The following is a 25,405-nucleotide window of genomic DNA, read 5'->3' as shown; positions in this document are numbered from 1 at the left end:
AACTAATTTCAAGTTTCGGTGAAAGGGAGATGTTTACATGTTTCAATATGAAGAACTAAATAAGCAGTTTATCGGCGGTCGATGGAGGGATGGAAGCAGCCGGAACGTATTGGAAAACAGAAATCCTTATACTCAAAAAGTCATCACCTCATTCCAAAAAGCGACGTCTGATGACGTGGATGCGGCATATCGCGCCGCGGCTCTTGCGAAACAAGAATGGGACAAAGTAAACCCTTTTAAAAAGCGGGCCATTTTGGAAAACGCCGTTTCTTTCATTGAAGAGCACGAAGAAGCGATTATTTACTTAATCATGGAGGAGCTTGGCGGAACACGGCTGAAGGCTGAGTTTGAAATCGGACTTGTCAAAAATATGATAAAAGAAGCCGCAACATTTCCGGTGCGGATGGAAGGAAAAATTCTCCCGTCCACGATTGACGGAAAAGAAAACAGACTGTACAGAATACCCGCCGGAGTCGTGGGGGTGATCAGCCCGTTTAATTTCCCGTTTTTCCTTTCGATGAAATCTGTTGCGCCGGCACTCGGCGCGGGGAACGGCGTCGTGCTGAAGCCTCATGAAGAAACACCGATCTGCGGCGGAACGCTTATCGCGAAAATTTTTGAAGCGGCCGGCGTACCGGACGGGCTGCTCAATGTTATCGTGACGGATATCGGGGAGATCGGCGACAGCTTTGTTGAGCATCCCGTGCCGCGGATTATCTCATTTACAGGCTCAACCGGAGTGGGCAGCTATATCGGACAGCTTGCGGTCAAACACTTTAAAAAACCGCTGTTGGAGCTTGGCGGAAACAGCGCGCTGATCGTGCTTGAGGATGCTGATCTTGAATACGCCGTCAATGCGGCCGTATTCAGCCGGTTTACGCATCAAGGCCAGATCTGTATGTCGGCGAACCGCGTGCTCGTTCACACATCTGTATATGACAAATTTACAGAGCTTTACGAAGCGAAAGTGTCATCGCTGAAAGTCGGCGATCCGATGGACCCTGATACGGTTATCGGCCCTTTAATCAATGAGAGACAGGCGGAAGGTCTGAGACGGTCTGTCGAAAAAGCGATAGAGGAGGGAGCGGTTCCGGTGCTGTCCGGCCGATTCAGCGGAACGGTCGCTGAGCCCGTCATTTTAAAAGATGTGAAACCTGAGATGAGCATCGCGAAGGAGGAGCTGTTCGGACCGGCCGTCTGCATCATGCCGTTTGAAACGGAGGATGAAGCGGTAAGCATCGCAAACGCGACACCGTTCGGTTTAAGCGGAGCCGTGCATACGGCAAACGTTGAGCGCGGCGTTGAGTTTGCTAAGCGGATCGAAACCGGCATGATTCACGTCAACGATACGACCATTAATGATGAACCGAACGTCGCGTTCGGCGGCGAGAAACAATCAGGTCTCGGCAGGCTGAACGGCGAATGGAGCCTTGAAGAATTCACCACGCTGAAATGGATTTCGGTTCAGCATGAAAAACGGCAATTCCCATATTAAGAAGGAGTGAAAGAAATGAGTATACAGACGGAGCAGCAAACGCACAGCCTGCTTGACGCTTTTGTCAAAGTTGCGCCTTTTTTAAACAGCCTGATCCAAGATGACATCACCATCGGAATTTATGATACAGAAAAATTAATCGTGAATATTCCGGCTAAAACGTTTTCTCTTAATGTAAAGCCGGGAGACCCGCTGCAAAAAGGGGACATCATTACAGACGCGATCCGCATGAATCAGAAGAAGACAAGCATGGTGCCGAAAGAGCTGTTCGGATTTCCGCTGATCGCCAGAGCGATTCCGCTTCACGATGAAAACGGAAAAGTCATCGGCGGCGTCGGTCTCGGCACAAGCCTTGAAAAATCAGCCAAGCTTCACGATGTCGCTGAGAGCCTGTCCGCCGTCGTGGAACAGACCGCTTCGGCCATCGCGGATATCTCAGAATCCATCAGCGGTTTCTCAGCACAGATGACCGGGATTTCCACTCAGGCGAAACAAGTCAGTGAAAGCGCGGGAGAAATCGCCGACATTTCCGTCACTGTCAAGGGCATCTCGGATCAAAGCAATCTGCTCGGTTTGAATGCGGCCATTGAAGCCGCGAGAGCAGGAGAATCGGGCAAGGGCTTTTCCGTGGTGGCGGATGAGATCCGCAAGCTTGCCACTCATTCAAAAGACAACGTCGGCCAAATTGACCAGATTACGAAAAAAATCCACAGCCTGCTGAAAGGGCTGGAGGACTCTATTGAATCCATCAACCAGAACACAAACGGCCAAGCGGCGGCGGTTGAACAAATTTCTGCCACGATGCAGGAAATTTCGGGAAGCGCCCAGCATTTAGCGAAAATGGCTGAAAACGTACTCGGAGAGTCATAAAAAAAGGGAGCTTACGGGCTCCTTTTTTGTTTTCCCTTTATCAATCGGAAACTGCACTTACACGTTTGATCCATCATGCTCAGGGGTACACATACGAATACATCACCAATGATAAAGGAGAGTCTTGTATGTCTGATGCAAATCTGCACAACCCGCTGACGAAATATGATCATGATGAATTTCCAAAACAATATCAAGAACCGCCCGGTTTGCAAAAAGAGATGAAGCCTGTGCCGGATTGCGGTGAAACAAGCTATAAAGGAGCCGGCAAGCTGAAGGGAAGAAAAGCCCTCGTCACCGGCGGCGATTCAGGTATCGGCCGGGCCGCCGCGATTGCTTATGCCCGGGAAGGGGCGGATGTGGCGATTAACTATCTGCCTGAGGAACAGCCGGATGCTGAAGAAGTGAAAGCGTTAATTGAAAAAGAGGGAAGAAAAGCCGTTCTGCTGCCGGGAGATTTAAGCGATGAAGCGTTTTGCGGAGAATTGGCGGAAAAAGCGTATCAAGAGCTTGGCGGTCTTGACACGCTCGCTCTTGTCGCCGGCAAACAGCAGGCAGTGGATGATATCAGCGATCTTGCCACAGAACAAATCTATCAAACATTTGAAGTCAACGTATTCTCGCTGTATTGGCTCGTCAAAGCCGCGCTTCCGTATCTGCCGGAAGGCGCGTCTATTATCACGACAACGTCCGTAGAAGGGTATAATCCAAGCCCGATGCTGTTGGATTATGCCGCGACGAAACATGCCATTATCGGTTTTACCGTCGGCTTAGGAAAGCAGCTGGCGAATAAAGGAATCAGAGTCAACTCGGTAGCGCCGGGGCCGATCTGGACGCCGCTGCAGATTTCGGGAGGACAGCCCGGTGAAAACATTCCGAAATTCGGCAAGGAAACACCGGCCGTTCCATTAAAGCGCGCCGGACAGCCGGCGGAGCTTGCAGGGATTTATGTCTTTTTGGCCTCAGAAGAATCGAGCTATGTGACATCCCAGATTTACAGTGTAAGCGGAGGAATTCCGACAGCGTAATCAATAAGGAGCTGCCCTTCATACGGGGGCAGCTCTTTTTTTTGATGTTATGTGCCGAGCACGTTTTGATTATACAGGACACTCGGATGTGACGGATGATAGGAGGCGGCTTTGTCGTTATGAATCTTCGCTTTTTCTCTGTCGCCGAGCTGCCAGTGGCAGACGCAGAGCTGCAGATGGGGATACCAGGTGGAATATTCGAGCTGGGTAAAGCCTGCATCACTGCTTTTGGCGGATAAGGCGAGCTCATACCAAAACACGCCCTGCCGGTATTGCCGTTTCTCCGCAAAATAGTCGCCGAGCCTGCAGCAGAACTCCGGCCGCGGACAATCGATCAGAAATGATTTTAAGAGAGACGTCATGGCGGCCTCTTCATGGCCGACCGCCCTGTAGCAATCGGATAGATATTGGCACGTTCTGATCTCGTCTTCGATCCAGCACTGTTTTGTGGAAAGAAAATGGTGATAATACGTGATGGCGCGCTGATACTGGCCGTGATCCTTTAATTCATTCGCGAAGTAAAACAAATCGCGCGGTGTCATCGTTTCACTGTTTTCCGCCATTTTCTCATAAATCTTCAAGTTGCGGTCTGAGGGAGGCGAGTGCTTTTTCTCGGATTTCCGGTGTGTGACGGCAATATCGGTTTCTATGATGTTTCCGTATACTTCAAGATACTCATGCACGGCTCCGATCCAGCGGAACCCTTTTTCACGCTTGACGAGTCGGTTGCGGCGGTATCTGAAGCTGACCTCTCCCCGAGCATCAAAGCCGACGTGATAATACATGGATACCGCGTCCACCTCTTTTGAAAGCGACGCCTTCAGTTCAATCAGCTTTTCACGGTCCTTTTCCGTCAGTATATCGTCGGCGTCCAGCCACAGAATATAATCCATTTCCGCTTTCGAAAACACAAAATTACGGGCGGCCGCAAAGTGATCGATCCATTCAAAATCATAAATCTTATCCGTATAACGGGCCGCGATTTCTTTCGTCCGGTCGGTCGAGCCCGTATCAGCAATCACAATCTCATCCGCAATGTCTTTGACGGAATCAAGACAGCCCGCAAGCACTTCCTCTTCATTTTTCACGATAACGCACAAACTGACGCTGATCATGTCATCACCTCTTCCCCTCCAGTGTATAAAAGGAGAGGCGGAAACATTCTTCGGACAAAATGATCTCTTCCAAGAAATTTGTCTGTCCTTTTACTAGTTTTATTCCAGCGCCTGATTTAAAATGAACACATGAACTTACGTGAGGATTGATAGGAACCATGAGCATCATAAAAGCGGAAAACCTTTATAAAACATACGGAGATAAGACATTATTCGACCATATCTCCTTTCATATTGAAGAGAATGAAAGAATCGGTTTAATCGGCCCGAACGGAACGGGGAAGTCTACGCTTCTGAAAACCATTGCCGGCCTTGAATCAACGGAGGAAGGCGAGATTACGGCTTCAGGAAGCGTGCATATTGAGTTTTTGCATCAGGACCCTGAGCTTCCGGCCGGACAAACCGTACTTGAGCATATTTATTCCGGCGGATCAGCCGTCATGAGAACGATGAGAGAATACGAAAAAGCGCTTCAGGCGCTGAATGAAGAACCGGAAAATGACCAGCGCCAGAAACAGCTGCTTGATGCGCAGGCCCGAATGGACGCGAATGATGCGTGGGAGGCGAATACGTTAGCCAAAACGGTTTTAACCAAACTTGGCGTCACCGATCTGATGAAGGATGTCAGTGAGCTGTCCGGCGGCCAGAGAAAGCGCGTCGCGATTGCGAAAAACGTCATCCAGCCGGCTGACCTGCTCATTTTGGATGAACCGACAAACCACTTGGACAATGAAACGATTGAATGGCTGGAAGGCTACTTATCGCAATACCCGGGCGCCGTTATGCTTGTCACGCACGACAGATATTTTCTGAACAGGGTGACGAACAGAATTTACGAGCTTGAGAGAGGCAGCCTTTATACGTATAAAGGAAACTATGAAGTATTCTTGGAAAAACGGGCCGAACGGGAAACGCTGGCGGAGCAGAAAGAAACAAAACGTCAAAACCTCCTGCGCCGCGAATTGGCGTGGCTCAGAAGAGGGGCGAAAGCGCGCTCGACGAAACAAAAAGCGAGAGTGGACAGAGCGGAGGCGCTCAAGGAGCAAAAAGGGCCGGCAGTCTCCGGATCACTCGATTTCGCGATCGGCTCACACCGTCTCGGAAAACAGGTGATCGAAGCCGATAACGTCACCATTACCTATAACGGCCAAGCGCTGATCAGCCAGTTTAATGAGCTTGTCATCCCGGGGGAACGAATCGGCATCATCGGGCCGAACGGAATCGGAAAAACGACACTTTTAAACAGCCTCGCCGGCAGAATTCAGCCTGACAGCGGCAATATCACCATCGGGCAGACGGTCCGGATCGGCTACTACACCCAGGACCACAGCGAAATGAACGGCGATATGAAAGTCATTGAATATATAAAAGAGACGGCTGAAATCGTCAAAACGGCGGAAGGCGATGTCATCACCGCGGAACAAATGCTTGAGCGTTTTCTGTTCCCGCGTCCGATGCAGCAGACGTATATCAGAAAGCTGTCGGGCGGGGAAAAGCGCCGTCTGTACTTGCTGAATGTACTGATGCAGGAACCGAATGTGCTGTTTTTAGATGAGCCGACCAATGATCTGGACACGGAAACATTAAGCGTGCTCGAAGATTATATCGAACAGTTCCCAGGTGTCGTCATCACCGTATCCCATGACCGCTATTTCCTTGACCGCGTCATTGACCGCCTGATCGTATTTGAAGGACAAGGTGTCATTTCCCGTTTCCAGGGTTCGTACAGTGAATACATGGAACATGCAAAAGCGAAGAAGACGGCGGTAAAACAGCCGGCCGAAGAGAAAAAGGCGGAAGAAGAGCCGAAGAAAAAGCGCAAAAAGCTTTCATATAAGGATCAGATCGAATGGGACGGCATCGAAGACAAAATCGCCGGCCTTGAAGAAAAGCATCAGCGTCTGGAAGCGGAAATCGCTGAAGCGGGAAGTGATTTCGGAAAGATTCAAGAACTGATGGCCGAACAGGCAAAAACGGCTGAAGAGCTTGAAGCGGCGATGGAGCGCTGGACCGAATTGTCACTGATGATTGAAGAACTTGAGAATTAAGAAAAGCCGGTACGGCCCCCGAGAAGATGGCGGGTCATACCGGCTTTTTTATCTTGCACAGATGTTTCCCGGCGCTTTAAAGACAAACGTTTTGTCCAAACCAAGTTTATCAGGCATAAAAAGTTTACGTTTACGTTAAGGTTCAAATGGTGTATAATAGAAACAGATACGACAAGAGGGGGATTCACCTTGGAATGGATGAAGATTGATCAAGTTGCCAAGCGAAGCGGATTGACAAAACGAACCATTCGTTTTTACGAGGAGATTGGTTTGATTCCTGCTCCTAAACGGACAGAAGGCGGCGTCCGGCTTTACTCTGAAGATGATATGGAGGAGCTCGAAAAAGTAACCAGCACAAAAGAAGTGCTCGGTTTTTCCCTTCAGGAGCTTCAGCAGTTTATGGAGATGAGCCGTCAGCTGGAATTAAACAAAGAGGGGTACTTGTTGTCACTGGATCCGAAGGAACGGAAAGAAAAGCTGGAAGAGATTCAGCACACTTTGAACCACCAGCTTGAGATGATTGATGAGAAGATCAGCACATTTCAGCATTTTAAAACGCGCCTTAACGGAATGAAAGAAAAAGCTGAACGCGCCATTCAATCAATCGAATGATTTTGCTGTAAACGCTATGAAGATAGCGTTTCTTTTAATGGATGAAACAGGAGGTCTGGTCAAATGGATACATCATCACAACAGAAAACAGGCTTATTCAGCCAGCCGAAAGCCGTTTGGGCGGTTGCGTTTGCCTGTGTTATTTCCTTTATGGGAATCGGTCTTGTCGATCCGATTCTTCCGGCGATCGCCGCACAATTACATGCTTCACCTAGTGAAGTATCTCTGTTATTTACAAGTTATTTGCTCGTTACCGGTTTTATGATGTTTTTCTCCGGCGCGATTTCAAGCCGGATCGGCGCAAAATGGACGCTGCTTCTCGGACTTATTTTTATCATCGTGTTTGCCGCCCTTGGCGGAAGCTCAAGTTCAATCGCTCAGCTTGTCGGCTATCGCGGCGGCTGGGGGCTTGGGAATGCTCTCTTTATTTCAACCGCGCTTGCCGTCATTGTCGGGGTATCTGTCGGCGGCAGCGCCAAAGCCATTATTCTGTATGAGGCCGCGCTCGGCTTGGGGATTTCCGTCGGGCCGCTTGCCGGCGGAGAGCTTGGCAGCATTTCATGGCGCGCTCCGTTCTTCGGTGTGTCTGTCCTCATGTTCATAGCGCTTTGCGCGATTTCACTCATGCTGCCGAAGCTGCCGAAACCGGCGAAACGCGTCGGTGTGTTTGATGCGATGAAGGCGCTCAAATATAAAGGTCTTTTGACAATGGCAGTATCTGCATTCTTATACAACTTTGGATTTTTTATTTTGCTTGCTTATTCTCCGTTCGTGCTGGATTTAGATGAACACGGCCTTGGATACGTCTTCTTCGGCTGGGGGTTATTGCTGGCAATTACGTCAGTCTTTACGGCGCCGCTCTTGCACAAAGCGCTGGGAACAGTGCGTTCGCTCGTCGTTCTCTTTATCGCCTTTGCGGTCATTCTCATCGTCATGGGGATCTGGACTGACCATCAGACGTTGATCATTACGTGTATCGTTGTCGCCGGTGCTGTTCTCGGTATGGTGAATACGATCATGACAACCGCTGTGATGGGTTCTGCGCCGGTTGAACGTTCAATCGCGTCTTCAGCCTACAGCTCAGTCCGTTTTATCGGGGGTGCGCTCGCTCCGTGGATTGCGGGAATGCTGTCAGAACACTTCACCGCAAGCACTCCATATACAGTAGGCGGGATCGTCGTTTTTGTCGGCATGCTTGTCCTTCTCATGGGACGCAAACATCTCGCCGGAATAAAAGCCGGACATTAAGAAAAAAAGGAACTTCCGCACAGGCGGGAGTTCCTTTTTGTGTTTACAGCACTTTCGTCGTCCAAGATTCACAATTCCATGTTTCCGTCGCGATATCCATGTAGAACTCGGGTTCGTGGGAAATCAGCAGAATGGAGCCTTTGTATTCTTTCAGCGCGCGTTTCAGCTCTTCTTTCGCATCGACATCCAGGTGGTTTGTCGGTTCGTCAAGCACGAGCAGGTTTGTTTCTGAATTGATCAGCTTGCACAATCTGACCTTCGCTTTTTCTCCTCCGCTGAGAACGGAGACGCGGCTTTCAATGTGTTTGGTCGTCAGGCCGCATTTGGCGAGGGCGGCGCGGATTTCGTACTGGGTAAAGGAAGGAAATTCGCTCCACACTTCTTCGATGCACGTATTGTTATTGGTTTCTTTCACTTCCTGCTCGAAATAGCCCGTGTATTGATGCTCGCCCCGTTCCACCGTGCCTTCCAGCGGCTGGATTTCACCGAGCAGGCTTTTTAACAGCGTCGTTTTCCCGATGCCGTTTGCGCCGTACAGGGCGACTTTCTGTCCGCGCTCCATTCTGAGATTGAGCGGGCGTGACAGCGGAGTATCGTAGCCGATGACTAAGTCCTTCGTTTCAAAAATGAGCTTGCCTGACGTTCTCGCAGGCTTGAAATGGAATTCCGGTTTCGGTTTTTCGGCCGCCAGTTCGATCATATCCATCTTATCAAGCTTTTTCTGGCGGGACATCGCCATATTTCTCGTGCTGACGCGCGCTTTGTTGCGGGCGACGAAATCTTTCAGCTCAGCCACTTCCTGCTGCTGTTTTTTATAGGCGGCTTCGAGCTGCTGTTTTTTCACTTCGTATACTTCCATAAACTGATGGTAGTCGCCGACATAACGCGTCAGCTCCTGATTTTCCACATGATAAATCAAATTGATCACGCTGTTTAAAAACGGAATGTCGTGAGAAATTAAGATGAACGCATTTTCATATTCCTGTAAATAGCGTTTCAGCCATTCAATATGCTGTTCATCAAGGTAGTTGGTCGGTTCGTCCAACAGAAGGATTTCCGGTTTTTCCAAAAGCAGTTTGGCGAGCAGCACTTTCGTCCGCTGTCCGCCGCTTAAATCTGTGACGTCGCGGTCAAGTCCGACATCCTGCAGGCCGAGGCCGCGGGCGATTTCTTCAACTTTGCTGTCAATCACGTAGAAATCATTGTTTGTCAGGGCGTCTTGAATGACACCGACATCTTCAAGCAGCTGCTCAAGCTCATCAGGGTCTGCTTCGCCCATTTTGTTGTAAATCTCATTCATTTCCTCTTCCATTGCAAATAAGTAATGGAACGCATCCTTCAGCACGTCGCGGATCGTTTTTCCTTTTTCAAGTACGGTATGCTGATCGAGGTAGCCGACACGCACGTTTTTCGCCCATTCAACCTTACCTTCATCAGGCTCAAGCTTTCCGGTAATAATATTCATAAACGTTGATTTACCTTCGCCGTTTGCTCCGATTAAGCCGACGTGTTCCCCTTTTAAAAGACGGAACGATACATTGTTAAAAAGCGCACGATCACCGAAGCCGTGGCTTAAATCTTTTACGGATAAAATACTCATCATTACACCTCTATCGTTATCAGACACGCTTTTTTTATCATGTGTCTTTCTCATTTATGATTATAAAGGAGGAGACCGTTTGTTAAAAGGCTTGGAAGGAAAAAGAAAATTGCGTTTGGCGCGTGCATTTGAGATACTATGGAGTAGATTTTAAGAATTGAGGAGAACGACATGACCCAAACATGGCCATTTTTACAGCATACACAACCATTTATCGCCGAAAACTGGGAGGCCTCAGGTTTTCAGGAGCCGACCGTCATTCAGGAAAAAGCCGCTCAGGTGATTATGGAAGGGAAAGACGTCATTGCCGAATCCCCGACGGGAACGGGAAAAACATTGGCGTACACGCTTCCGGTTCTGGAGCGGATCAACCCGGAACAGAAACATCCGCAAGTGATCATTTTAGCGCCGTCCCGCGAGCTTGTGATGCAGATTTTTCAAGTGATTCAGGATTGGAAAAAAGGCTCCGATCTTCGCGCTTTGTCTTTGATCGGCGGGGCAAACGTGAAAAAGCAGGTGGAGAAGCTCAAAAATAAACCGCATATCATTGCGGGCACACCGGGCAGGGTGCTCGAATTGATTCAGGCGAAAAAGCTGAAAATGCATGAAGTCAAGACGATCGTTCTTGATGAAGCGGATCAGCTCGTGACAAAGGAACACCGCGAAACGATGAAAAAAATCATTAAAACGACGCTGAAAGACCGACAGCTTTTAAGCTTTTCCGCTACGCTGCAGCCGGAAACAGAACAGGTGCTGAATACTATCGCGCACGAACCGGCCGTTTTGAAAGTGGAGCGGAATACGGCGGAAAAAGCGCGCGTCACACATCAATATCTCGTCTGCGATCAGCGGGATAAAGTAAAGCTATTGCAAAAGCTGTCACGGCTGAACGGCATGCAGGCGCTCGTGTTCGTCAGAGATATCGGAAATTTAAGCGTCTATGCGGAAAAACTTGCCTATCATCACGTGGACCTCGGCATCCTGCACGGAGAAGCGAAAAAAATGGAGCGGGCAAAGATATTATCAGCGTTTGAACGGGGAGAATTTCCGTTGCTTCTGGCGACTGACATTGCGGCGCGCGGACTCGATATCGATGATCTTCCGTACGTCATTCACGCGGACATACCGAATGAAGACGGTTATATCCACAGATCCGGCCGGACGGGGCGGGCCGGTAAAGAAGGAACCGTACTCAGCCTTGTCACGCCGATGGAAGAATCCAAACTGAAAAAAATGGCCAAATCACTCGGAATTGAGCTGAAAGAGGCCGTTTATTCAGGCGGAAAACTATCTGAGAAATAAGAAACGGAGGGCGGGTAGCCCTTCTTTTTTTATTGTAAAATAATAGAAAAGGTTCAGGCGGGGGCGGGAAGATGGTTTCAATAGACAGATTTCAAATATTGAAGGTGCGTGAGCTGAAAATCCTTGAACACTGGTTTAAGAACGATAACATCAGACGGAGAATGGATGCGATGCTGCCATTAGACGCGTGGTATGCACGATTGAGTAAAGATGAAGACGATACTGTCCTTATGGCATATGACGGGCAGCTTCCGGCAGGCATGGTCTCTATAGAGTTTGTGGAGGAGCGGGCGTATATCGGATTAATCGTCAATCCTTTGTACCAGCTTCAAGGGTACGGAAAACAGATCTTGCAAAAACTGCTGACTGATCCTGGGTTTACCAGCGTGCGGGAATGGGCGGCAAGCATCGAAAAAGACAATCAAATCAGTTTAGCCTGCTTTCAAGCAGCGGGATTCACTTTGGAAGATACGGAGCCTGATGAAGACGGCTTTCTTACTTTGATTCTTCGCGGCTGATGCGAAAAAGCAGAAAAGGAGGGGACAAAGCCCTCCTTTTTTTCATCATCATGTTAACTTAGATCACTGACTTTGATGATCTGTTTGCCTTTGTTTTCTCCTTTAAACAGGCCGAGGAACGCGTCAGGAATATTGTTGAATCCTTCCGTAATCGTTTCTTCATAATGAAGCTTTCCGTCCTTAAGCCATTCGGCCAATTGTTTCGCACCTTCGGAAAAGCGGTCAGCATAATCACTGACGATGAATCCCTGCATCAGCGCTTTTGTTTTGATCAGCTTCGGCTGGACGCGGGGACCCATGTCTTGTTCTTCACTTTCGGTATTGTACGATGAGATCGCTCCGCATACCGGAATGCGGGCAAATTCATTCAGCAGGTTTATCACCGCATCTGAAATCGGTCCGCCGACATTGTCAAAATAGACATCGATGCCGTCAGGACATGCCTGTTCCAACGCTTTTTGAATATCATCCGCCGTTTTGTAATTAATGGCTTCATCAAATTGAAGCTCCTCTTTCAAATACGCGATTTTTTCATCAGATCCGGCGATGCCGACAACCCGCGCGCCTTTGATTTTGGCAATCTGTCCGACTGTTGAGCCGACGGCGCCCGCCGCGCCTGAAACGACGACGGTTTCGCCTTTTTTCGGACGGCCGATATCGAGCAGCCCGAAGTAAGCGGTCAGTCCGGTCATCCCTAAAATGCCGAGATACGCCTGGGCGGGTGCGATATCCGTATCCAACTTGCGGAGGGCGGACTCATTGACGGCTGAATATTCCTGCCATGCGAGATTTCCGATCACAACATCTCCTTTTTTCAGCTTATCGCCGTCTGTCAGAACCTCGGCAATCACTCCGCCTGTTATGGCTTCATCTAAAGCGAACGGCTCTACATATGATTTTGTATCCTGCATCCGTCCGCGCATGTACGGATCAACGGACACATAACTCGTTTTCACAAGCACTTCGCCGTCTTTCGGTTCGGGAACGGCAATCGTTTCAAAGCGGAAATCGTCATGGGCGGGAACGCCTTTGGGGCGTCTTGCCAATTGAATTTGCTGCTGATTATTCGGCATACTGAATCCTCCTTCAAGATAAGTGGTTGTTCCAAATGTAACACGAACCATTTCCCGATTACAAAATCAAACCGTCAGCGGTCATAAAAAAAGAAGGGCTCAGGGCCCTTCTTTCCTTATATGCATATTTAATAGAATAACCGGTACACATCGGTGTTTTTCTCATGTTCCAAATATTCATAGGCATTCGTTTTTGAAGAATGAAGCATGTCAGCGGTAACAACGGGCTGAAGCGCGGTCAGATAAGAACCCAGCCTATTTTCAATTTCTTTCGGCAGAACGGATTCGATATCACCGATATTGATAATGATAGAGAAAACGAAATCGATATTAATATGAAAAGTATCTTCAGCAAAGGCCGTAAGCTCTTTTATTCCATCCGGGCAGCGGGTATGCCGGCGGAATACCTGCTTCACTAAATCACTGACAACCCAAGCGTTAAATCGCTGTTCCGGTGAAAAGTAATGAATAGGAACCACCTCCCTGCTTAATCGGCTCATGAAGATTTTTATTTTTCTGATAAATGTAGCTTCCTCTACTGTAACATGTCCCGCAAGAAAATATCCACCGACAACCTGCCCGTTTTTTCACGGAACTCTCTTTCTTTTGTTTGATCCTTGGTTGAGCGGGTAAACATCAAATATACAAAAACAAAAGGGAGGACTTATCAATGAAACCGGTAGTAAGAGAATATACAAATGATCAAAAACTGATGCAGGACGTAAAAGAGCTTCAGCAGCTGGGTGTTGCAAAAGAGGACGTATATGTGCTTTCACATGATGACGACAGAACGGATCGCCTGGCCGATAATACTGATGTCAATACCATCGGAGCGAAAGAAACGGGCATTAAACACGCGGTCGGCAATATGTTTAATAAAAAAGGCGACGAGCTCCGCAACAAAATTCACGAAATCGGCTTTTCAGAAGAGGAAGCGTCACAATTTGAAAAGCGCTTAGATGAAGGAAAAGTTCTTCTGTTTGTCACGGATAATGAAAAAGTAAAGTCATGGGCGTAAGCTGAACAGATCCCAAGGGGTTTTCGGTCCCTTGGGATTTTTTTGCGGTTTCCGCAATAAAACCGAAAGGCACATTCTGTACATTTTCGGTGCTGTTTCTCAACTGATTTGATACAATTCGATTGTAATAAATTGGAACAAAGAATCAGGAGGAGCACAATTCATGAAAAAAATGTTATTTATGCTGGCGGTTTGTTTATGTATGATCCCTGCGGACGTCTATGCCGCTGATCTGGGGCGGCAGACGTTAGGAACAAATGACGGCTGGGGAGCCGCTTCCGGCGGGACAACCGGCGGCGCGAAAGCCTCTTCATCGAATGTATACACCGTATCAAACAGACAGCAGCTCGTTTCCGCATTAGGGGGAAGCGCCAACAGCACGCCGAAGATTATTTACATACAAGGCACAATCAATATGAATACGGACGACCGCAATAAAACACTCGGCTTTAATGATTATAAAGATCCGGCATATGATCTCAATGCTTATCTGAAGGCGTACGACCCGGACAAATGGGGGAAAAAAGCGCCGTCAGGCACCCAGGAAGACGCCAGACAGCGATCGCAAAAAAACCAGAAGGCACGGGTCGTGATTGACATTCCTTCAAATACGACGATCATCGGCTCGGGTTCAAATGCCAAAGTGACAGGCGGAAGTTTTAATATAAAGAACGGCGTCGACAATGTCATCATCCGCAACATTGAATTTCAAGACGCTTACGACTATTTTCCGCAATGGGACCCGACGGACGGCAGCAGCGGCAACTGGAACTCGGAATATGACAATATCACCATTAACGGCGCGACGCACATCTGGATCGATCATTGCACCTTTAATGACGGATCGAATCCCGACAGCGGTTTTCCCTACTATTACGGGAGAAAATATCAGCACCATGACGGCCAGACGGATATAGCCAACGGGGCGAATTATATTACATTGTCCTATAATAAATATCATGACCATGACAAAGGCTCCGTCATCGGAAACAGCGACAGCAAGACGTCGGATGAGGGAAAACTGAAGGTGACCCTTCACCATAACTATTACCAGAACATCGTCCAGCGCGCGCCGCGGGTCCGGTACGGGCAGGTTCATATTTATAATAATTTTTACGCAGGCTCGAAAAGCGCCGCATACCCGTTCAGCTATGCGTGGGGCGCGGGTCACGCGTCGAAAATATATGCCCAGAATAATGTTTTTGAAGTGCCGGGACTGGCTGCTGATAAAGTCATCAGCGTCTTCAGCGGCGGAAAAGCGCTTCATGAAGACGGCACTCTTTTAAACGGCTCCTCCATTAACTCGTCAGCCGCCAACGGATTAAGTCAGTCCGTCGGCTGGACACCGTCATTGCACGGTTCCATCGGCTCATCATCAAATGTAAAATCAGATGTTATATCTAAAGCCGGGTCGGGCATATTAAAATAATAAACAAGAAGCACAAAGGAAAATATTCCTTTGTGTTTTTTAATTAACAAAAACGTTTATTAACTTAGTTAAGTAGTAAAATGGGATAGGGGATGGAAGACAACAAAATAGGAGGAGACCTGTAATGGCTTCAGAAAAAGACGCAAAAAAACAGCAGGCAGTAAAAATCATTCCTTTGCTTATTACTGTTGCTGTGGGATTAATCATTTGGTTTATTCCCGCGCCGTCCGGACTTGAACCTAAAGCATGGCATTTGTTCGCTATTTTTGTCGCAACAATTATCGGCTTTATCTCCAAGCCCTTGCCAATGGGCGCAATTGCAATTTTTGCATTGGCAGTCACCGCGTTAACGGGAACGCTATCTATTGAAAATACGTTAAGCGGATTTGGAAACAAGACAATCTGGCTGATTGTCATCGCCTTTTTTATTTCCCGGGGATTTATCAAAACTGGGCTCGGCGCCAGGATTTCTTACGTATTCGTACAACGGTTCGGGAAGAAAACACTCGGCCTTTCTTATTCACTGCTTTTCAGTGATTTAATTTTATCACCTGCCATTCCGAGCAACACGGCACGGGCGGGCGGCATTATTTTTCCTATTATCAGATCATTATCCGAAACTTTCGGATCAACGCCGGCAGACGGAACAGAGCGGAAAATCGGCGCTTTCTTATTAAAAACCGGTTTTCAAGGAAACTTGATTACGTCTGCGATGTTTTTGACGGCAATGGCGGCGAACCCGCTGATCGCCAAGCTGGCCCACGATGTCGCAGGGGTGGACATCACATGGACAAGCTGGGCAATCGCGGCCATTGTACCGGGATTGGCGAGCTTAATCATTACGCCGCTCGTCATTTATAAGCTGTATCCGCCGGAAATTAAAGAAACACCGGATGCGGCTAAAATCGCAACGGAAAAATTGAAAGAAATGGGTCCGTTTAAAAAATCCGAACTCTCCATGGTCATCGTCTTTTTATTGGTGCTTGCGCTGTGGATTTTCGGAGGAAGCTTAAATATTGACGCAACGACGACGGCCCTGATCGGATTATCCGTTTTGCTTTTGTCACAGGTATTAACATGGGAGGACATCAAAAAGGAACAAGGTGCATGGGATACGCTGACTTGGTTCGCGGCGCTTGTGATGCTGGCGAATTTCCTGAATGAGCTCGGTATGGTGTCTTGGTTCAGCAATATGATGAAATCTTCTGTTTCCGGTTTTTCGTGGATTGTGGCATTTATGATTCTGATTGTCGTGTATTATTACACGCATTACTTCTTTGCGAGCGCAACCGCGCATATCAGCGCCATGTATGCGGCATTTCTCGCCGTCATCGTGGCGGCAGGCGCTCCGCCTCTGTTGGCGGCGCTCAGCTTGGCGTTTTTCAGCAACCTTTTCGGTTCGACGACGCATTACGGCTCAGGAGCGGCTCCGGTCTTTTTCGGAGCGGGCTATATCTCGCAAAGCAAATGGTGGTCCATCGGCTTTATCCTGTCAATCGTCCATATTGTGACATGGCTTGTGATCGGCGGATTATGGTGGAAAGTATTAGGATTATGGTAGAAGAAAAAGGCAGACTCAGGTCTGCCTTTTTTTTATTTCTGTAAGGAAGGGGAAGGGCCTGCACATGATGACTCCAGTGCGAATAGAATATGGCCGGGGTGATAATATGAGCAGCGGCCGTAATCAATACATGATATTGAAACAGAAACCTTACAAATATATGAGCAGACATATGAAACGCCGGTATGAACAATTACCATGTGAACTTGAAAGACCGGAAACAGGGACGGAAAAACGGTTTCCGTCTTCAGATGAAAACCGATCTGCCTTGTGCGTACCCGGGCTGCGAGGTCCCGAAGGCAAAAGAGGACCCGCCGGCGCCCGCGGTCCGCAAGGGGAGGCGGGGCCGCCCGGTCCACCGGGTCCACCGGGGCCTGAGGGTCCGCCGGGAGCGGTTCCTGCGGTAGCTTTTCAAAATACAGCAGACCAGATGATGATTCCGTTAGAAGGAACACCGATAAACGTGTTAAGCGCAGTGATAGCCGCGCCGACAGATCAATTTGTGAAAACGGATGCCGTCATACAAGTAAATGTGGAATTAGATCCGCTCGCGTCTCATTTCTCATTGGTCTTAGCTGTCGATCTGCAAAGAAATGGCGTATCGATACAAACACAGAGACAAGAGCGGAACCTCTTTTCTTCAGGCGGACAAATCATAGGAATTCCTTTTACGTACATCGACGAAATGAAGGCTGATGAAACAGCCGCGTACCAGCTCTATTTATCCGTCCTTTCTTCGAATTACGTAACACAAGTCGCAGCGGCAAACCGCTCCCTCATTGCGACGGGATTCCCCATTCAAGGATCGGATTAAGGTGATGAAAAGAAATCACCTTTTTTATTTAGGTTGTCAAAACACAGCCCGTATTAATATGCTGTCTTAATAAGTAAGACGGTCAACAACGGGAAGGAGAGGGAAAAAGATTGAATGAATAATCCGATTATAAACGGAAGCTTTGAAACCGGCACATTAGCGGGGTGGAGTTCGGCAAATACCCAGATTAACAGTTTGTTTGCACATTCAGGGAGATATTCTGCGCAATTTATTGGAGCTCAGCCATATGCTTACCTCAGTCAAATTGTTCCAATTTCAGCCAAGTCAGTGACTCTATTCGTATCACTCGCAACGCTCGGAAATGAGCCAAGTCCCCAAGTAACTCTCCAGATCATCTATGTCAGCGCAGCAGGTGAACAAATCAGTTCCATTCAAGAAAATATTACACCCGGAAATTTGCCGAACGTGCTCTTCCACACATGGTCTGAAATCTATAAAACAAGCAGTGTGCCTTCTGGCGCGGCCTCTGCCGTCATTGTATTAAGTAAAGTTTCTACCGGTACGGTTTTAATAGACGATGTTTCATTGGCGCAAACCGGGGGTGAACCTGGCGTAACAGGAATTACAGGTCCCACAGGAGTGCCGGGCCCCACAGGAGTAACCGGACCAAGAGGAGTGACCGGAGTAACTGGTGTAATGGGATCAACTGGTTCAACCGGGGCAAGAGGAGCGACGGGGTCAACGGGTGCACCCGGGGTTACAGGCCCAACTGGCGCAACAGGTACAACCGGGGCAACAGGAACGACTGGGGTAACCGGAATAACGGGAGCCACCGGAGCAACAGGAGCAATCGGTTCAACTGGCGCCACAGGTCCAACGGGTGCAACCGGGCCAACAGGAGGAACTGGTTCAACTGGAGAAATCGGGCCAACAGGCTCGACCGGTCCAATAGGCCCAACTGGTTCAACAGGAGAAACCGGCTCAAAGGGTGCATCCGGGAATACTGGCTCAACAGGGGTAACCGGAGCAACTGGAGTGACTGGGTCAACAGGAGCAACAGGTCCAACCGGATTGACCGGAGAAATTGGTGTGACTGGCCCGATTGGGGTCACGGGAGCGACAGGAGCAACCGGGGCGACGGGGATAACCGGCTCAACCGGAGTAACAGGACCCACGGGATCAACTGGCCCAACCGGCACAACCGGAATAACAGGTCCAACCGGGTCGACAGGTTCAACTGGAGTTACTGGTGCAGCAGGCTCAACTGGACCCACGGGAGAGATCGGTCCAACTGGATCGCCAGGCTCAACTGGGATTACCGGAGCAACGGGAGCAACGGGAACGACCGGCTCAACAGGGCTAGCAGGAGCAACAGGTCCAACCGGCGCAACAGGCTCAACCGGCTCAACAGGCTCAACCGGAGAAACCGGTGCAACGGGATTGACTGGGTCAACAGGAGCAACAGGCCCAACTGGGGTCACGGGCTCAACTGGAGCAACAGGTGCAACCGGAGAAACCGGCCCAACGGGAGTAACAGGATCAACCGGAGCGGCCGGTTCAACTGGAGCAACCGGCCCAACCGGCTCGACCGGTCCAACGGGAGTAACAGGAGCGACTGGGGTAACTGGTGCAACCGGAGTAACCGGTTCATCGGGAGTGACTGGTTCAACTGGAATAACAGGAGCAACTGGTGTAACGGGGACAACTGGGGTAACAGGAGCGACAGGCCCAACGGGTGCAACAGGAGTAACAGGCACAATCGGTTTAACCGGAGTAACGGGTCCAACTGGTGTAACGGGTCCAATCGGAATAACAGGAGTTACTGGCCCGACTGGTGTAACGGGATCAACTGGAGTAACAGGATCAACCGGCCCAACTGGCTCGGCAGGAGTTACCGGGCCCACGGGAGAGATCGGCCCAACCGGAGTAACGGGTCCAACGGGTGTAACCGGTTCAACCGGAATAACAGGAGTTACCGGCCCGACTGGTGTAACCGGATCAACTGGAGTAACAGGCCCAACCGGATCGACAGGAGAAACGGGGTCAACCGGGTCAACCGGGTCAACTGGGGAGACTGGTCCAACAGGAGAAACAGGAGCAACTGGCTCAACGGGAGAAACGGGTCCAACGGGTGCATCCGGAGCAACGGGAATAACTGGTGTGACTGGCCCAACTGGGGCGAGTGGTGTAACTGGTCCAACTGGAGAAATCGGGTCAACAGGAATAACAGGCCCAACCGGTTTAACCGGAGTAACGGGGGTAACTGGAGAAATCGGCCCAGCGGGAGAAACCGGGGCGACCGGTGTAACTGGTCTAACAGGAGCCACCGGCTCAACGGGTGCAATGGGATCGACAGGAGCGACTGGGGTAACGGGTGTAACAGGAGAAACCGGCCCAACGGGAGAAACAGGAGCGACCGGTTCAACTGGCTCAACCGGCGCAACTGGCTCAGCCGGAGTGACTGGTCCAACTGGAGTAACAGGGGCAACGGGCTCAACTGGTGTAACTGGTTCAACAGGGATTACTGGCTCAACAGGTGAAACCGGTGCAACTGGAGTGACTGGTGCAACAGGTGTAACTGGCTCAACCGGTGCAACTGGAGTAACTGGCTCGACTGGGGATACCGGAGCTACTGGAGAAATCGGCCCAACGGGAGCGACCGGTCCAACCGGCTCAACAGGCTCAACCGGAATAACCGGTGCAACAGGAGCAACGGGATCGACAGGAGAAACTGGATCAACCGGAGTAACTGGCTCAACCGGCTCAACAGGCCCAACCGGAGCAACAGGAGAAACTGGCGCAACGGGAGTAACGGGTCCAACCGGAGAAACCGGGTCGACAGGAATAACCGGAGCAACGGGAGTGACTGGAGCAACAGGAGCAACAGGTGTAACTGGATCAACCGGTGCAACCGGAGCAACAGGAGAAACCGGAGCGACCGGTGTAACTGGGTCAATAGGAATAACCGGAGCAACGGGGATAACAGGAGCAACAGGAATAACCGGAACCACGGGCTCAACCGGCCCAACAGGAGCAACCGGGTCAACAGGAACAACCGGGTCAACAGGAACAACCGGCGCAACGGGCGCCACTGGAATAACTGGAGCAACTGGAACAACTGGAGAAACGGGGTCAACCGGTTCAACTGGGGAGACTGGTCCAACAGGTGTAACCGGATCAACCGGAGCAACAGGTGCAATCGGCCCAACAGGAGGAACTGGGTCAACCGGGGCAACAGGTGTAACTGGAGAAATCGGTCCAACTGGAATAACTGGATCGACAGGAGAAACCGGTTCAACTGGCTCAACCGGAGTAACGGGCTTAACAGGATCAACAGGGTCGACCGGAGCGACTGGAGTAACAGGCCCAACTGGTGTAACTGGTTCAACCGGAGAAACCGGGTCGACAGGAATAACCGGAGCGACTGGAGTGACTGGGGCAACGGGGATAACAGGAGCAACAGGAATAACAGGCTCAACGGGGCCGACCGGAATAACAGGCTCAACCGGGGATACAGGAGTGACTGGGGCAACAGGCTCGACAGGCCCAACCGGAGAAACCGGAACCACGGGCTCAACAGGAGTAACAGGTGCAACGGGAGAAACCGGTGCAACGGGAGTAACTGGAGCAACCGGAGAAACTGGCTCGACAGGCCCAACCGGCTCGACTGGTGTAACCGGGGCGACGGGAGTAACTGGAGCGACCGGAGTAACTGGGGTAACGGGAGAAACCGGCCCAACAGGAATAACAGGAACAACCGGCTCGACTGGTGCAACAGGCCCAACTGGCTCAACAGGAGCAACCGGCCCAACCGGTGTAACGGGAGTGACTGGGTCAACGGGGATAACAGGAGCGACTGGCGCAACAGGAGTAACAGGTTCAACCGGTTCGACTGGTGTAACCGGTGCAACTGGAGAAACGGGCCTAACCGGAGCAACAGGGCCAACAGGTGTAACAGGTTCGACCGGAGAAACCGGCTCAACTGGAGTAACAGGTTCAACGGGAGAAACTGGCCCAACCGGAATCACGGGTCCAACAGGCCCAACCGGCTCAACCGGAGTAACAGGATCAACCGGAATAACCGGTGCAACTGGAGCAACTGGATCAACCGGCGCAACCGGAGTAACGGGGGTAACAGGCGCGACTGGCTCAACAGGGCCAACAGGAGTTACTGGCGCAACCGGAGAAACTGGCCCAACAGGAGCAACAGGAGAAACCGGTGCAACGGGAGTAACAGGAGCAACAGGACCGACTGGAGCAACGGGGATAACAGGAGCAACGGGTTCAACCGGAGTAACTGGATCAACCGGCTCAACTGGTGCAACGGGATCAACAGGTGCAACTGGTGCAACAGGCCCAACTGGTTCAACCGGAGAAACCGGGGCGACGGGTGCATCCGGGGCGACTGGACAAACCGGCCCAACAGGGGCAACGGGTGTAACTGGAGAAATCGGCCCAACGGGAGAGACCGGTCCAACCGGATCAACAGGCTCAACCGGAATAACAGGGGCAACGGGTCCAACAGGATCAACAGGAGTGACAGGTTCAACTGGAGAAACTGGCTCGACCGGGGATACTGGAGCTACTGGAGAAACCGGCCCAACCGGCTCAACTGGCTCAACCGGAGAAACAGGAGAAACCGGCGCAACCGGTGTAACTGGAGAAATCGGACCAACGGGAGCGACCGGAATAACGGGCTCAACCGGATCAACAGGCGCAACTGGTGTAACCGGAATAACAGGCCCAACCGGTTCAACGGGTGTGACTGGAGCAACGGGTATAACTGGAGAAACTGGTCCAACTGGTGTAACGGGCTCAACCGGAGTAACAGGAGCAACCGGTGCAACTGGAGTTACTGGCGCAACGGGAGTAACTGGCTCGACTGGGGATACCGGAGCTACTGGAGAAATCGGCCCAACGGGAGAGACCGGTCCAACCGGATCAACAGGCTCGACAGGCCCAACCGGCGCAACAGGAGAAACCGGAACCACTGGCTCAACCGGCTCGACTGGTGTAACCGGTCCAACTGGTGTAACTGGTCCAACTGGAGCAACCGGCTCAACTGGTACGACGGGATTAACTGGAGAAACCGGTGCAACAGGAGCAACCGGAGAAACCGGAGTAACAGGGGCAACAGGAGTAACTGGCCCGACTGGGGTCACGGGTTCAACTGGTGTAACTGGTTCAACCGGCGCAACGGGAATAACTGGCTCAACGGGTGCAACGGGATCGACAGGCACAATCGGTTTAACCGGAGTAACCGGTCCAACTGGTGTAACCGGTCCAACCGGAATTACAGGAACAACCGGAGCAACAGGATCGACAGGAGAAACTGGGGCAACAGGATCAACCGGAGAAACGGGAGTAACGGGTCCAACAGGATCAACAGGGTCAACTGGTTCAACGGGATCGACAGGCTCAACAGGCCCAACCGGAGTAACGGGTCCAACTGGTATAACCGGAGCAACAGGAATAACAGGCTCAACTGGAATCACGGGTCCAACCGGAGTAACCGGTGCGACAGGAGAAACCGGAGCGACCGGTGTAACTGGGGCAACAGGAACAACGGGAGAAACCGGTGCAACAGGGGCGACTGGAGTAACAGGCCCAACTGGAGTAACAGGCCCAACTGGTGTAACTGGTTCAACCGGAGAAACCGGTGCAACGGGATCGACAGGCCCAACTGGTTCAACAGGATCAACGGGAGCCACCGGAGTAACAGGAGTTACTGGCCCGATCGGGGTCACAGGCTCAACTGGAGCAACTGGCACAACAGGAGAAAACGGTGCAACTGGAGTAACTGGGGCAACGGGGTCAACCGGGTCAACTGGGGAGACTGGTCCAACGGGATCGACAGGCCCAACCGGAGCAACAGGTGGAACCGGCGAAACAGGCGCGACAGGCCCAACAGGAGCAACAGGTGCAACAGGAGAAACCGGCGTAACTGGAACAACCGGCTTGACTGGTGCAACAGGGGCGACTGGAGTAACAGGCCCAACTGGTGTAACTGGAACAACCGGCGCAACCGGAGTAACGGGATCAACAGGAATAACTGGATCAACAGGAGTAACTGGATCAACAGGAATAACTGGATCAACAGGAATAACTGGATCAACAGGAGTAACTGGATCAACAGGAATAACTGGATCAACAGGAGTAACAGGTTCAACCGGAGCAACTGGTCCAACTGGTGTAACAGGAGCAACAGGATCAACAGGAGTAACTGGAGTAACCGGAGCAACGGGTGCAACCGGAGTAACAGGGCCAACAGGCTCAACCGGATCGACAGGCCCAACCGGCGCCACAGGCAGTACACCGGCTTTGCTCTTCACAAGAACCAACGGGCCGCTCACTGTTTATCCGCCGTTAAATACAGAAATTCCTGTTGCTACGTTGGCAATCCCAGTTAATGCTTTGCAGAATGTAAAGCTTGATTATGCCCTCAGTGTCGCGTTAACATCTGCAGCCAATTCAAACTTTGTTTTTGAGGTGAGATTATATAGGGGAGCAGTGCAAATTCATACAAGAACTCTGTCGCGAACTAATACTACCGCAGCTACGGATAGTTTCTCGATTGCTGATACAACAGTGGATACAGCGCCGACCGCAGGCACAAATACGTACCAGCTGAGAGTTATTTTTACAACTGCGAATAATATAACAACGGCGACAGCTCTCAATATCGATTTTAACAGCATTCGTTTCCCGACAACCTAATGATAACAGCAGACTGATATTTTAAAGATGAAAGACCTGACTTATCCACAGTTAGGTCTTTTTTCTGTAAAAGCTGTGCATGATGCAGCCTTAAAGACCATTCGAAAATTTGCCCAATAGAAGTGGAGTTTTGCCACACCTTTTTCCTTTGTGGAAATATTATGCAAATAGAGGTGGTGTAATGAGAAAAGGAGATACTTGGTATAACAGTTACGACTCTTGGGATTACGACTGCCGGAATTGCAATGATTGTTGCTGTCATTTTCAACATAAAAGAAGAAATCAAAGGCGCAGTTATCAAAATCGGGCACATTGCTGTGATGGATTCTGTTGCGAAAACTCTTGCTGTCATGAAAGATGGTGTCCATGCTGTCATCCAAATCATTTTCATGTAAGAGGCTTCACCGGAGCAACGGGGTGCACCGGAGCAACGGGGCTGACTGGAGCAACGGGATTCACTGGAGCAACGGGGTTTACCGGAGCAACGGGATTCACCGGAGCTACGGGCTCGACTGGGAATACCGGAGCGACTGGGGTAACCGGCGTCACTGGAGATCCCGGCGCTACTGGAGCAACCGGCGCCACGGGAGTAACGGGAGCAACGGGAGTAACAGGCTCGACCGGAGCAACCGGCGCCACGGGAGTAACGGGAGCAACGGGAGTAACAGGCTCGACCGGAGCAACCGGCGCGACTGGAATAACCGGTGCCACCGGGGTAACGGGAGTGACTGGAATAACGGGCACGACTGGAGCCACCGGAGATCCCGGCGCTACTGGAGTAACAGGTGCCACCGGAATAACGGGAGCTACTGGAGTAACCGGAGCGATCGGAGTAACAGGTGCAACTGGGGAAACGGGAACAACCGGAATCACCGGCGTTACTGGAGTAACCGGAGCAACCGGGGTAACGGGAGTAACCGGAGTGACTGGAATAACGGGCACGACTGGAGCCACCGGAGATCCCGGCGCTACTGGAGTAACAGGTGCCACCGGAAT

17 protein-coding genes and 1 pseudogene are annotated in these 25,405 nt (G+C 50.6%); 14 read left to right on the top strand and 4 right to left on the bottom strand.

Going from position 1 to position 25,405, the window contains the following annotated elements; all coding sequences use genetic code 11:
- The first annotated feature begins 37 nt into the window (after positions 1–37).
- The 3 genes from yfmT (at position 38) to SB847_RS18380 (ending at position 3,393) form a co-directional block, all read left to right on the top strand.
- Positions 38–1,495, top strand: coding sequence for a benzaldehyde dehydrogenase (yfmT, locus tag SB847_RS18390; RefSeq protein ID WP_038457244.1), 1,458 nt, complete (start codon positions 38–40; stop codon positions 1,493–1,495).
- A 15-nt stretch (positions 1,496–1,510) separates the two neighbouring features.
- Entirely contained in the window at positions 1,511–2,365 is an 855-nt protein-coding gene (locus tag SB847_RS18385) for a methyl-accepting chemotaxis protein (protein ID WP_007609984.1), read from the top strand.
- Positions 2,366–2,493: 128 nt separating this feature from the next.
- Complete coding sequence (locus tag SB847_RS18380; RefSeq protein ID WP_007408956.1) at positions 2,494–3,393, top strand: SDR family oxidoreductase; 900 nt, start codon at positions 2,494–2,496, stop codon at positions 3,391–3,393.
- A gap of 47 nt (positions 3,394–3,440) precedes the next feature.
- Here the strand turns inward: SB847_RS18380 and SB847_RS18375 are convergent, their stop codons facing one another.
- A complete protein-coding gene (locus SB847_RS18375) occupies positions 3,441–4,508 on the bottom strand; it encodes a glycosyltransferase (protein WP_007609987.1) in 1,068 nt (355 codons plus the stop codon).
- A 158-nt stretch (positions 4,509–4,666) separates the two neighbouring features.
- Between SB847_RS18375 and SB847_RS18370 the strand changes: the two genes are divergently transcribed.
- The 3 genes from SB847_RS18370 (at position 4,667) to SB847_RS18360 (ending at position 8,416) form a co-directional block, all read left to right on the top strand.
- Positions 4,667–6,556: an ABC-F family ATP-binding cassette domain-containing protein gene (locus tag SB847_RS18370; protein ID WP_410578292.1), complete on the top strand. Its 1,890-nt coding sequence runs from the start codon at positions 4,667–4,669 to the stop codon at positions 6,554–6,556.
- A 189-nt stretch (positions 6,557–6,745) separates the two neighbouring features.
- On the top strand, positions 6,746–7,168 hold the full coding sequence (locus SB847_RS18365; RefSeq protein WP_130571735.1) for a MerR family transcriptional regulator: 423 nt from the start codon (positions 6,746–6,748) through the stop codon (positions 7,166–7,168).
- 63 nt (positions 7,169–7,231) lie between these two features.
- A complete protein-coding gene (locus tag SB847_RS18360) occupies positions 7,232–8,416 on the top strand; it encodes an MFS transporter (protein WP_032872451.1) in 1,185 nt (394 codons plus the stop codon).
- A gap of 43 nt (positions 8,417–8,459) precedes the next feature.
- On the opposite strand, the gene SB847_RS18355 is transcribed toward SB847_RS18360, so the two are convergent.
- The gene (locus tag SB847_RS18355) at positions 8,460–10,016 is read right to left on the bottom strand and encodes an ABC-F family ATP-binding cassette domain-containing protein (protein ID WP_012117051.1); all 1,557 of its coding nucleotides are present in this window, start codon (positions 10,014–10,016) and stop codon (positions 8,460–8,462) included.
- A gap of 171 nt (positions 10,017–10,187) precedes the next feature.
- On the opposite strand from SB847_RS18355, the gene SB847_RS18350 reads away from it, so the two are divergent.
- A complete protein-coding gene (locus SB847_RS18350) occupies positions 10,188–11,318 on the top strand; it encodes a DEAD/DEAH box helicase (protein ID WP_032872449.1) in 1,131 nt (376 codons plus the stop codon).
- Between the two features lie 71 nt (positions 11,319–11,389).
- Positions 11,390–11,836, top strand: coding sequence for a GNAT family N-acetyltransferase (locus tag SB847_RS18345; RefSeq protein ID WP_410564878.1), 447 nt, complete (start codon positions 11,390–11,392; stop codon positions 11,834–11,836).
- Positions 11,837–11,889: 53 nt separating this feature from the next.
- On the opposite strand, the gene SB847_RS18340 is transcribed toward SB847_RS18345, so the two are convergent.
- The gene (locus SB847_RS18340) at positions 11,890–12,909 is read right to left on the bottom strand and encodes an NADP-dependent oxidoreductase (protein WP_410564875.1); all 1,020 of its coding nucleotides are present in this window, start codon (positions 12,907–12,909) and stop codon (positions 11,890–11,892) included.
- Positions 12,910–13,037: 128 nt separating this feature from the next.
- Entirely contained in the window at positions 13,038–13,388 is a 351-nt protein-coding gene (locus tag SB847_RS18335) for a DUF3212 family protein (protein ID WP_007610002.1), read from the bottom strand.
- A 191-nt stretch (positions 13,389–13,579) separates the two neighbouring features.
- Between SB847_RS18335 and SB847_RS18330 the strand changes: the two genes are divergently transcribed.
- The 6 genes and pseudogenes from SB847_RS18330 to SB847_RS18305 all read left to right on the top strand — a co-directional run.
- Positions 13,580–13,927, top strand: a complete 348-nt coding sequence (locus tag SB847_RS18330) for a YflT domain-containing protein (protein WP_003155650.1) — start codon at positions 13,580–13,582, stop codon at positions 13,925–13,927.
- Between the two features lie 163 nt (positions 13,928–14,090).
- Positions 14,091–15,356: a pectate lyase gene (locus tag SB847_RS18325; RefSeq protein ID WP_280144931.1), complete on the top strand. Its 1,266-nt coding sequence runs from the start codon at positions 14,091–14,093 to the stop codon at positions 15,354–15,356.
- A gap of 124 nt (positions 15,357–15,480) precedes the next feature.
- The gene (locus SB847_RS18320; protein WP_007408966.1) at positions 15,481–16,917 is read left to right on the top strand and encodes an anion permease; all 1,437 of its coding nucleotides are present in this window, start codon (positions 15,481–15,483) and stop codon (positions 16,915–16,917) included.
- A gap of 106 nt (positions 16,918–17,023) precedes the next feature.
- On the top strand, positions 17,024–17,731 hold the full coding sequence (locus SB847_RS18315) for a hypothetical protein (protein ID WP_406529536.1): 708 nt from the start codon (positions 17,024–17,026) through the stop codon (positions 17,729–17,731).
- Between the two features lie 114 nt (positions 17,732–17,845).
- A complete protein-coding gene (locus SB847_RS18310; protein ID WP_410578290.1) occupies positions 17,846–24,409 on the top strand; it encodes an NTTRR-F1 domain in 6,564 nt (2,187 codons plus the stop codon).
- A gap of 181 nt (positions 24,410–24,590) precedes the next feature.
- Positions 24,591–25,405, top strand: a pseudogene (locus SB847_RS18305) (exosporium glycoprotein BclB-related protein); the annotation flags it as partial.

The organism is Bacillus sp. SIMBA_026 (assembly GCF_046535335.1).
GTDB classification, from domain to species: domain Bacteria; phylum Bacillota; class Bacilli; order Bacillales; family Bacillaceae; genus Bacillus; species Bacillus velezensis.
Note: the sequence above shows the minus strand (reverse complement) of the source record. Positions and strands in the feature narration are given on the sequence as shown.

Coding starts and splice junctions, on each gene's coding strand:
- yfmT (WP_038457244.1), top strand. CDS start 38: ATGTTTCAATATGAAGAACTAAATAAGCAGTTTATCGGCGGTCGATGG.
- SB847_RS18385 (WP_007609984.1), top strand. CDS start 1,511: ATGAGTATACAGACGGAGCAGCAAACGCACAGCCTGCTTGACGCTTTT.
- SB847_RS18380 (WP_007408956.1), top strand. CDS start 2,494: ATGTCTGATGCAAATCTGCACAACCCGCTGACGAAATATGATCATGAT.
- SB847_RS18375 (WP_007609987.1), bottom strand. CDS start 4,508: ATGATCAGCGTCAGTTTGTGCGTTATCGTGAAAAATGAAGAGGAAGTG.
- SB847_RS18370 (WP_410578292.1), top strand. CDS start 4,667: ATGAGCATCATAAAAGCGGAAAACCTTTATAAAACATACGGAGATAAG.
- SB847_RS18360 (WP_032872451.1), top strand. CDS start 7,232: ATGGATACATCATCACAACAGAAAACAGGCTTATTCAGCCAGCCGAAA.
- SB847_RS18355 (WP_012117051.1), bottom strand. CDS start 10,016: ATGAGTATTTTATCCGTAAAAGATTTAAGCCACGGCTTCGGTGATCGT.
- SB847_RS18350 (WP_032872449.1), top strand. CDS start 10,188: ATGACCCAAACATGGCCATTTTTACAGCATACACAACCATTTATCGCC.
- SB847_RS18345 (WP_410564878.1), top strand. CDS start 11,390: ATGGTTTCAATAGACAGATTTCAAATATTGAAGGTGCGTGAGCTGAAA.
- SB847_RS18340 (WP_410564875.1), bottom strand. CDS start 12,909: ATGCCGAATAATCAGCAGCAAATTCAATTGGCAAGACGCCCCAAAGGC.
- SB847_RS18330 (WP_003155650.1), top strand. CDS start 13,580: ATGAAACCGGTAGTAAGAGAATATACAAATGATCAAAAACTGATGCAG.
- SB847_RS18325 (WP_280144931.1), top strand. CDS start 14,091: ATGAAAAAAATGTTATTTATGCTGGCGGTTTGTTTATGTATGATCCCT.
- SB847_RS18320 (WP_007408966.1), top strand. CDS start 15,481: ATGGCTTCAGAAAAAGACGCAAAAAAACAGCAGGCAGTAAAAATCATT.
- SB847_RS18315 (WP_406529536.1), top strand. CDS start 17,024: ATGAGCAGCGGCCGTAATCAATACATGATATTGAAACAGAAACCTTAC.
- SB847_RS18310 (WP_410578290.1), top strand. CDS start 17,846: ATGAATAATCCGATTATAAACGGAAGCTTTGAAACCGGCACATTAGCG.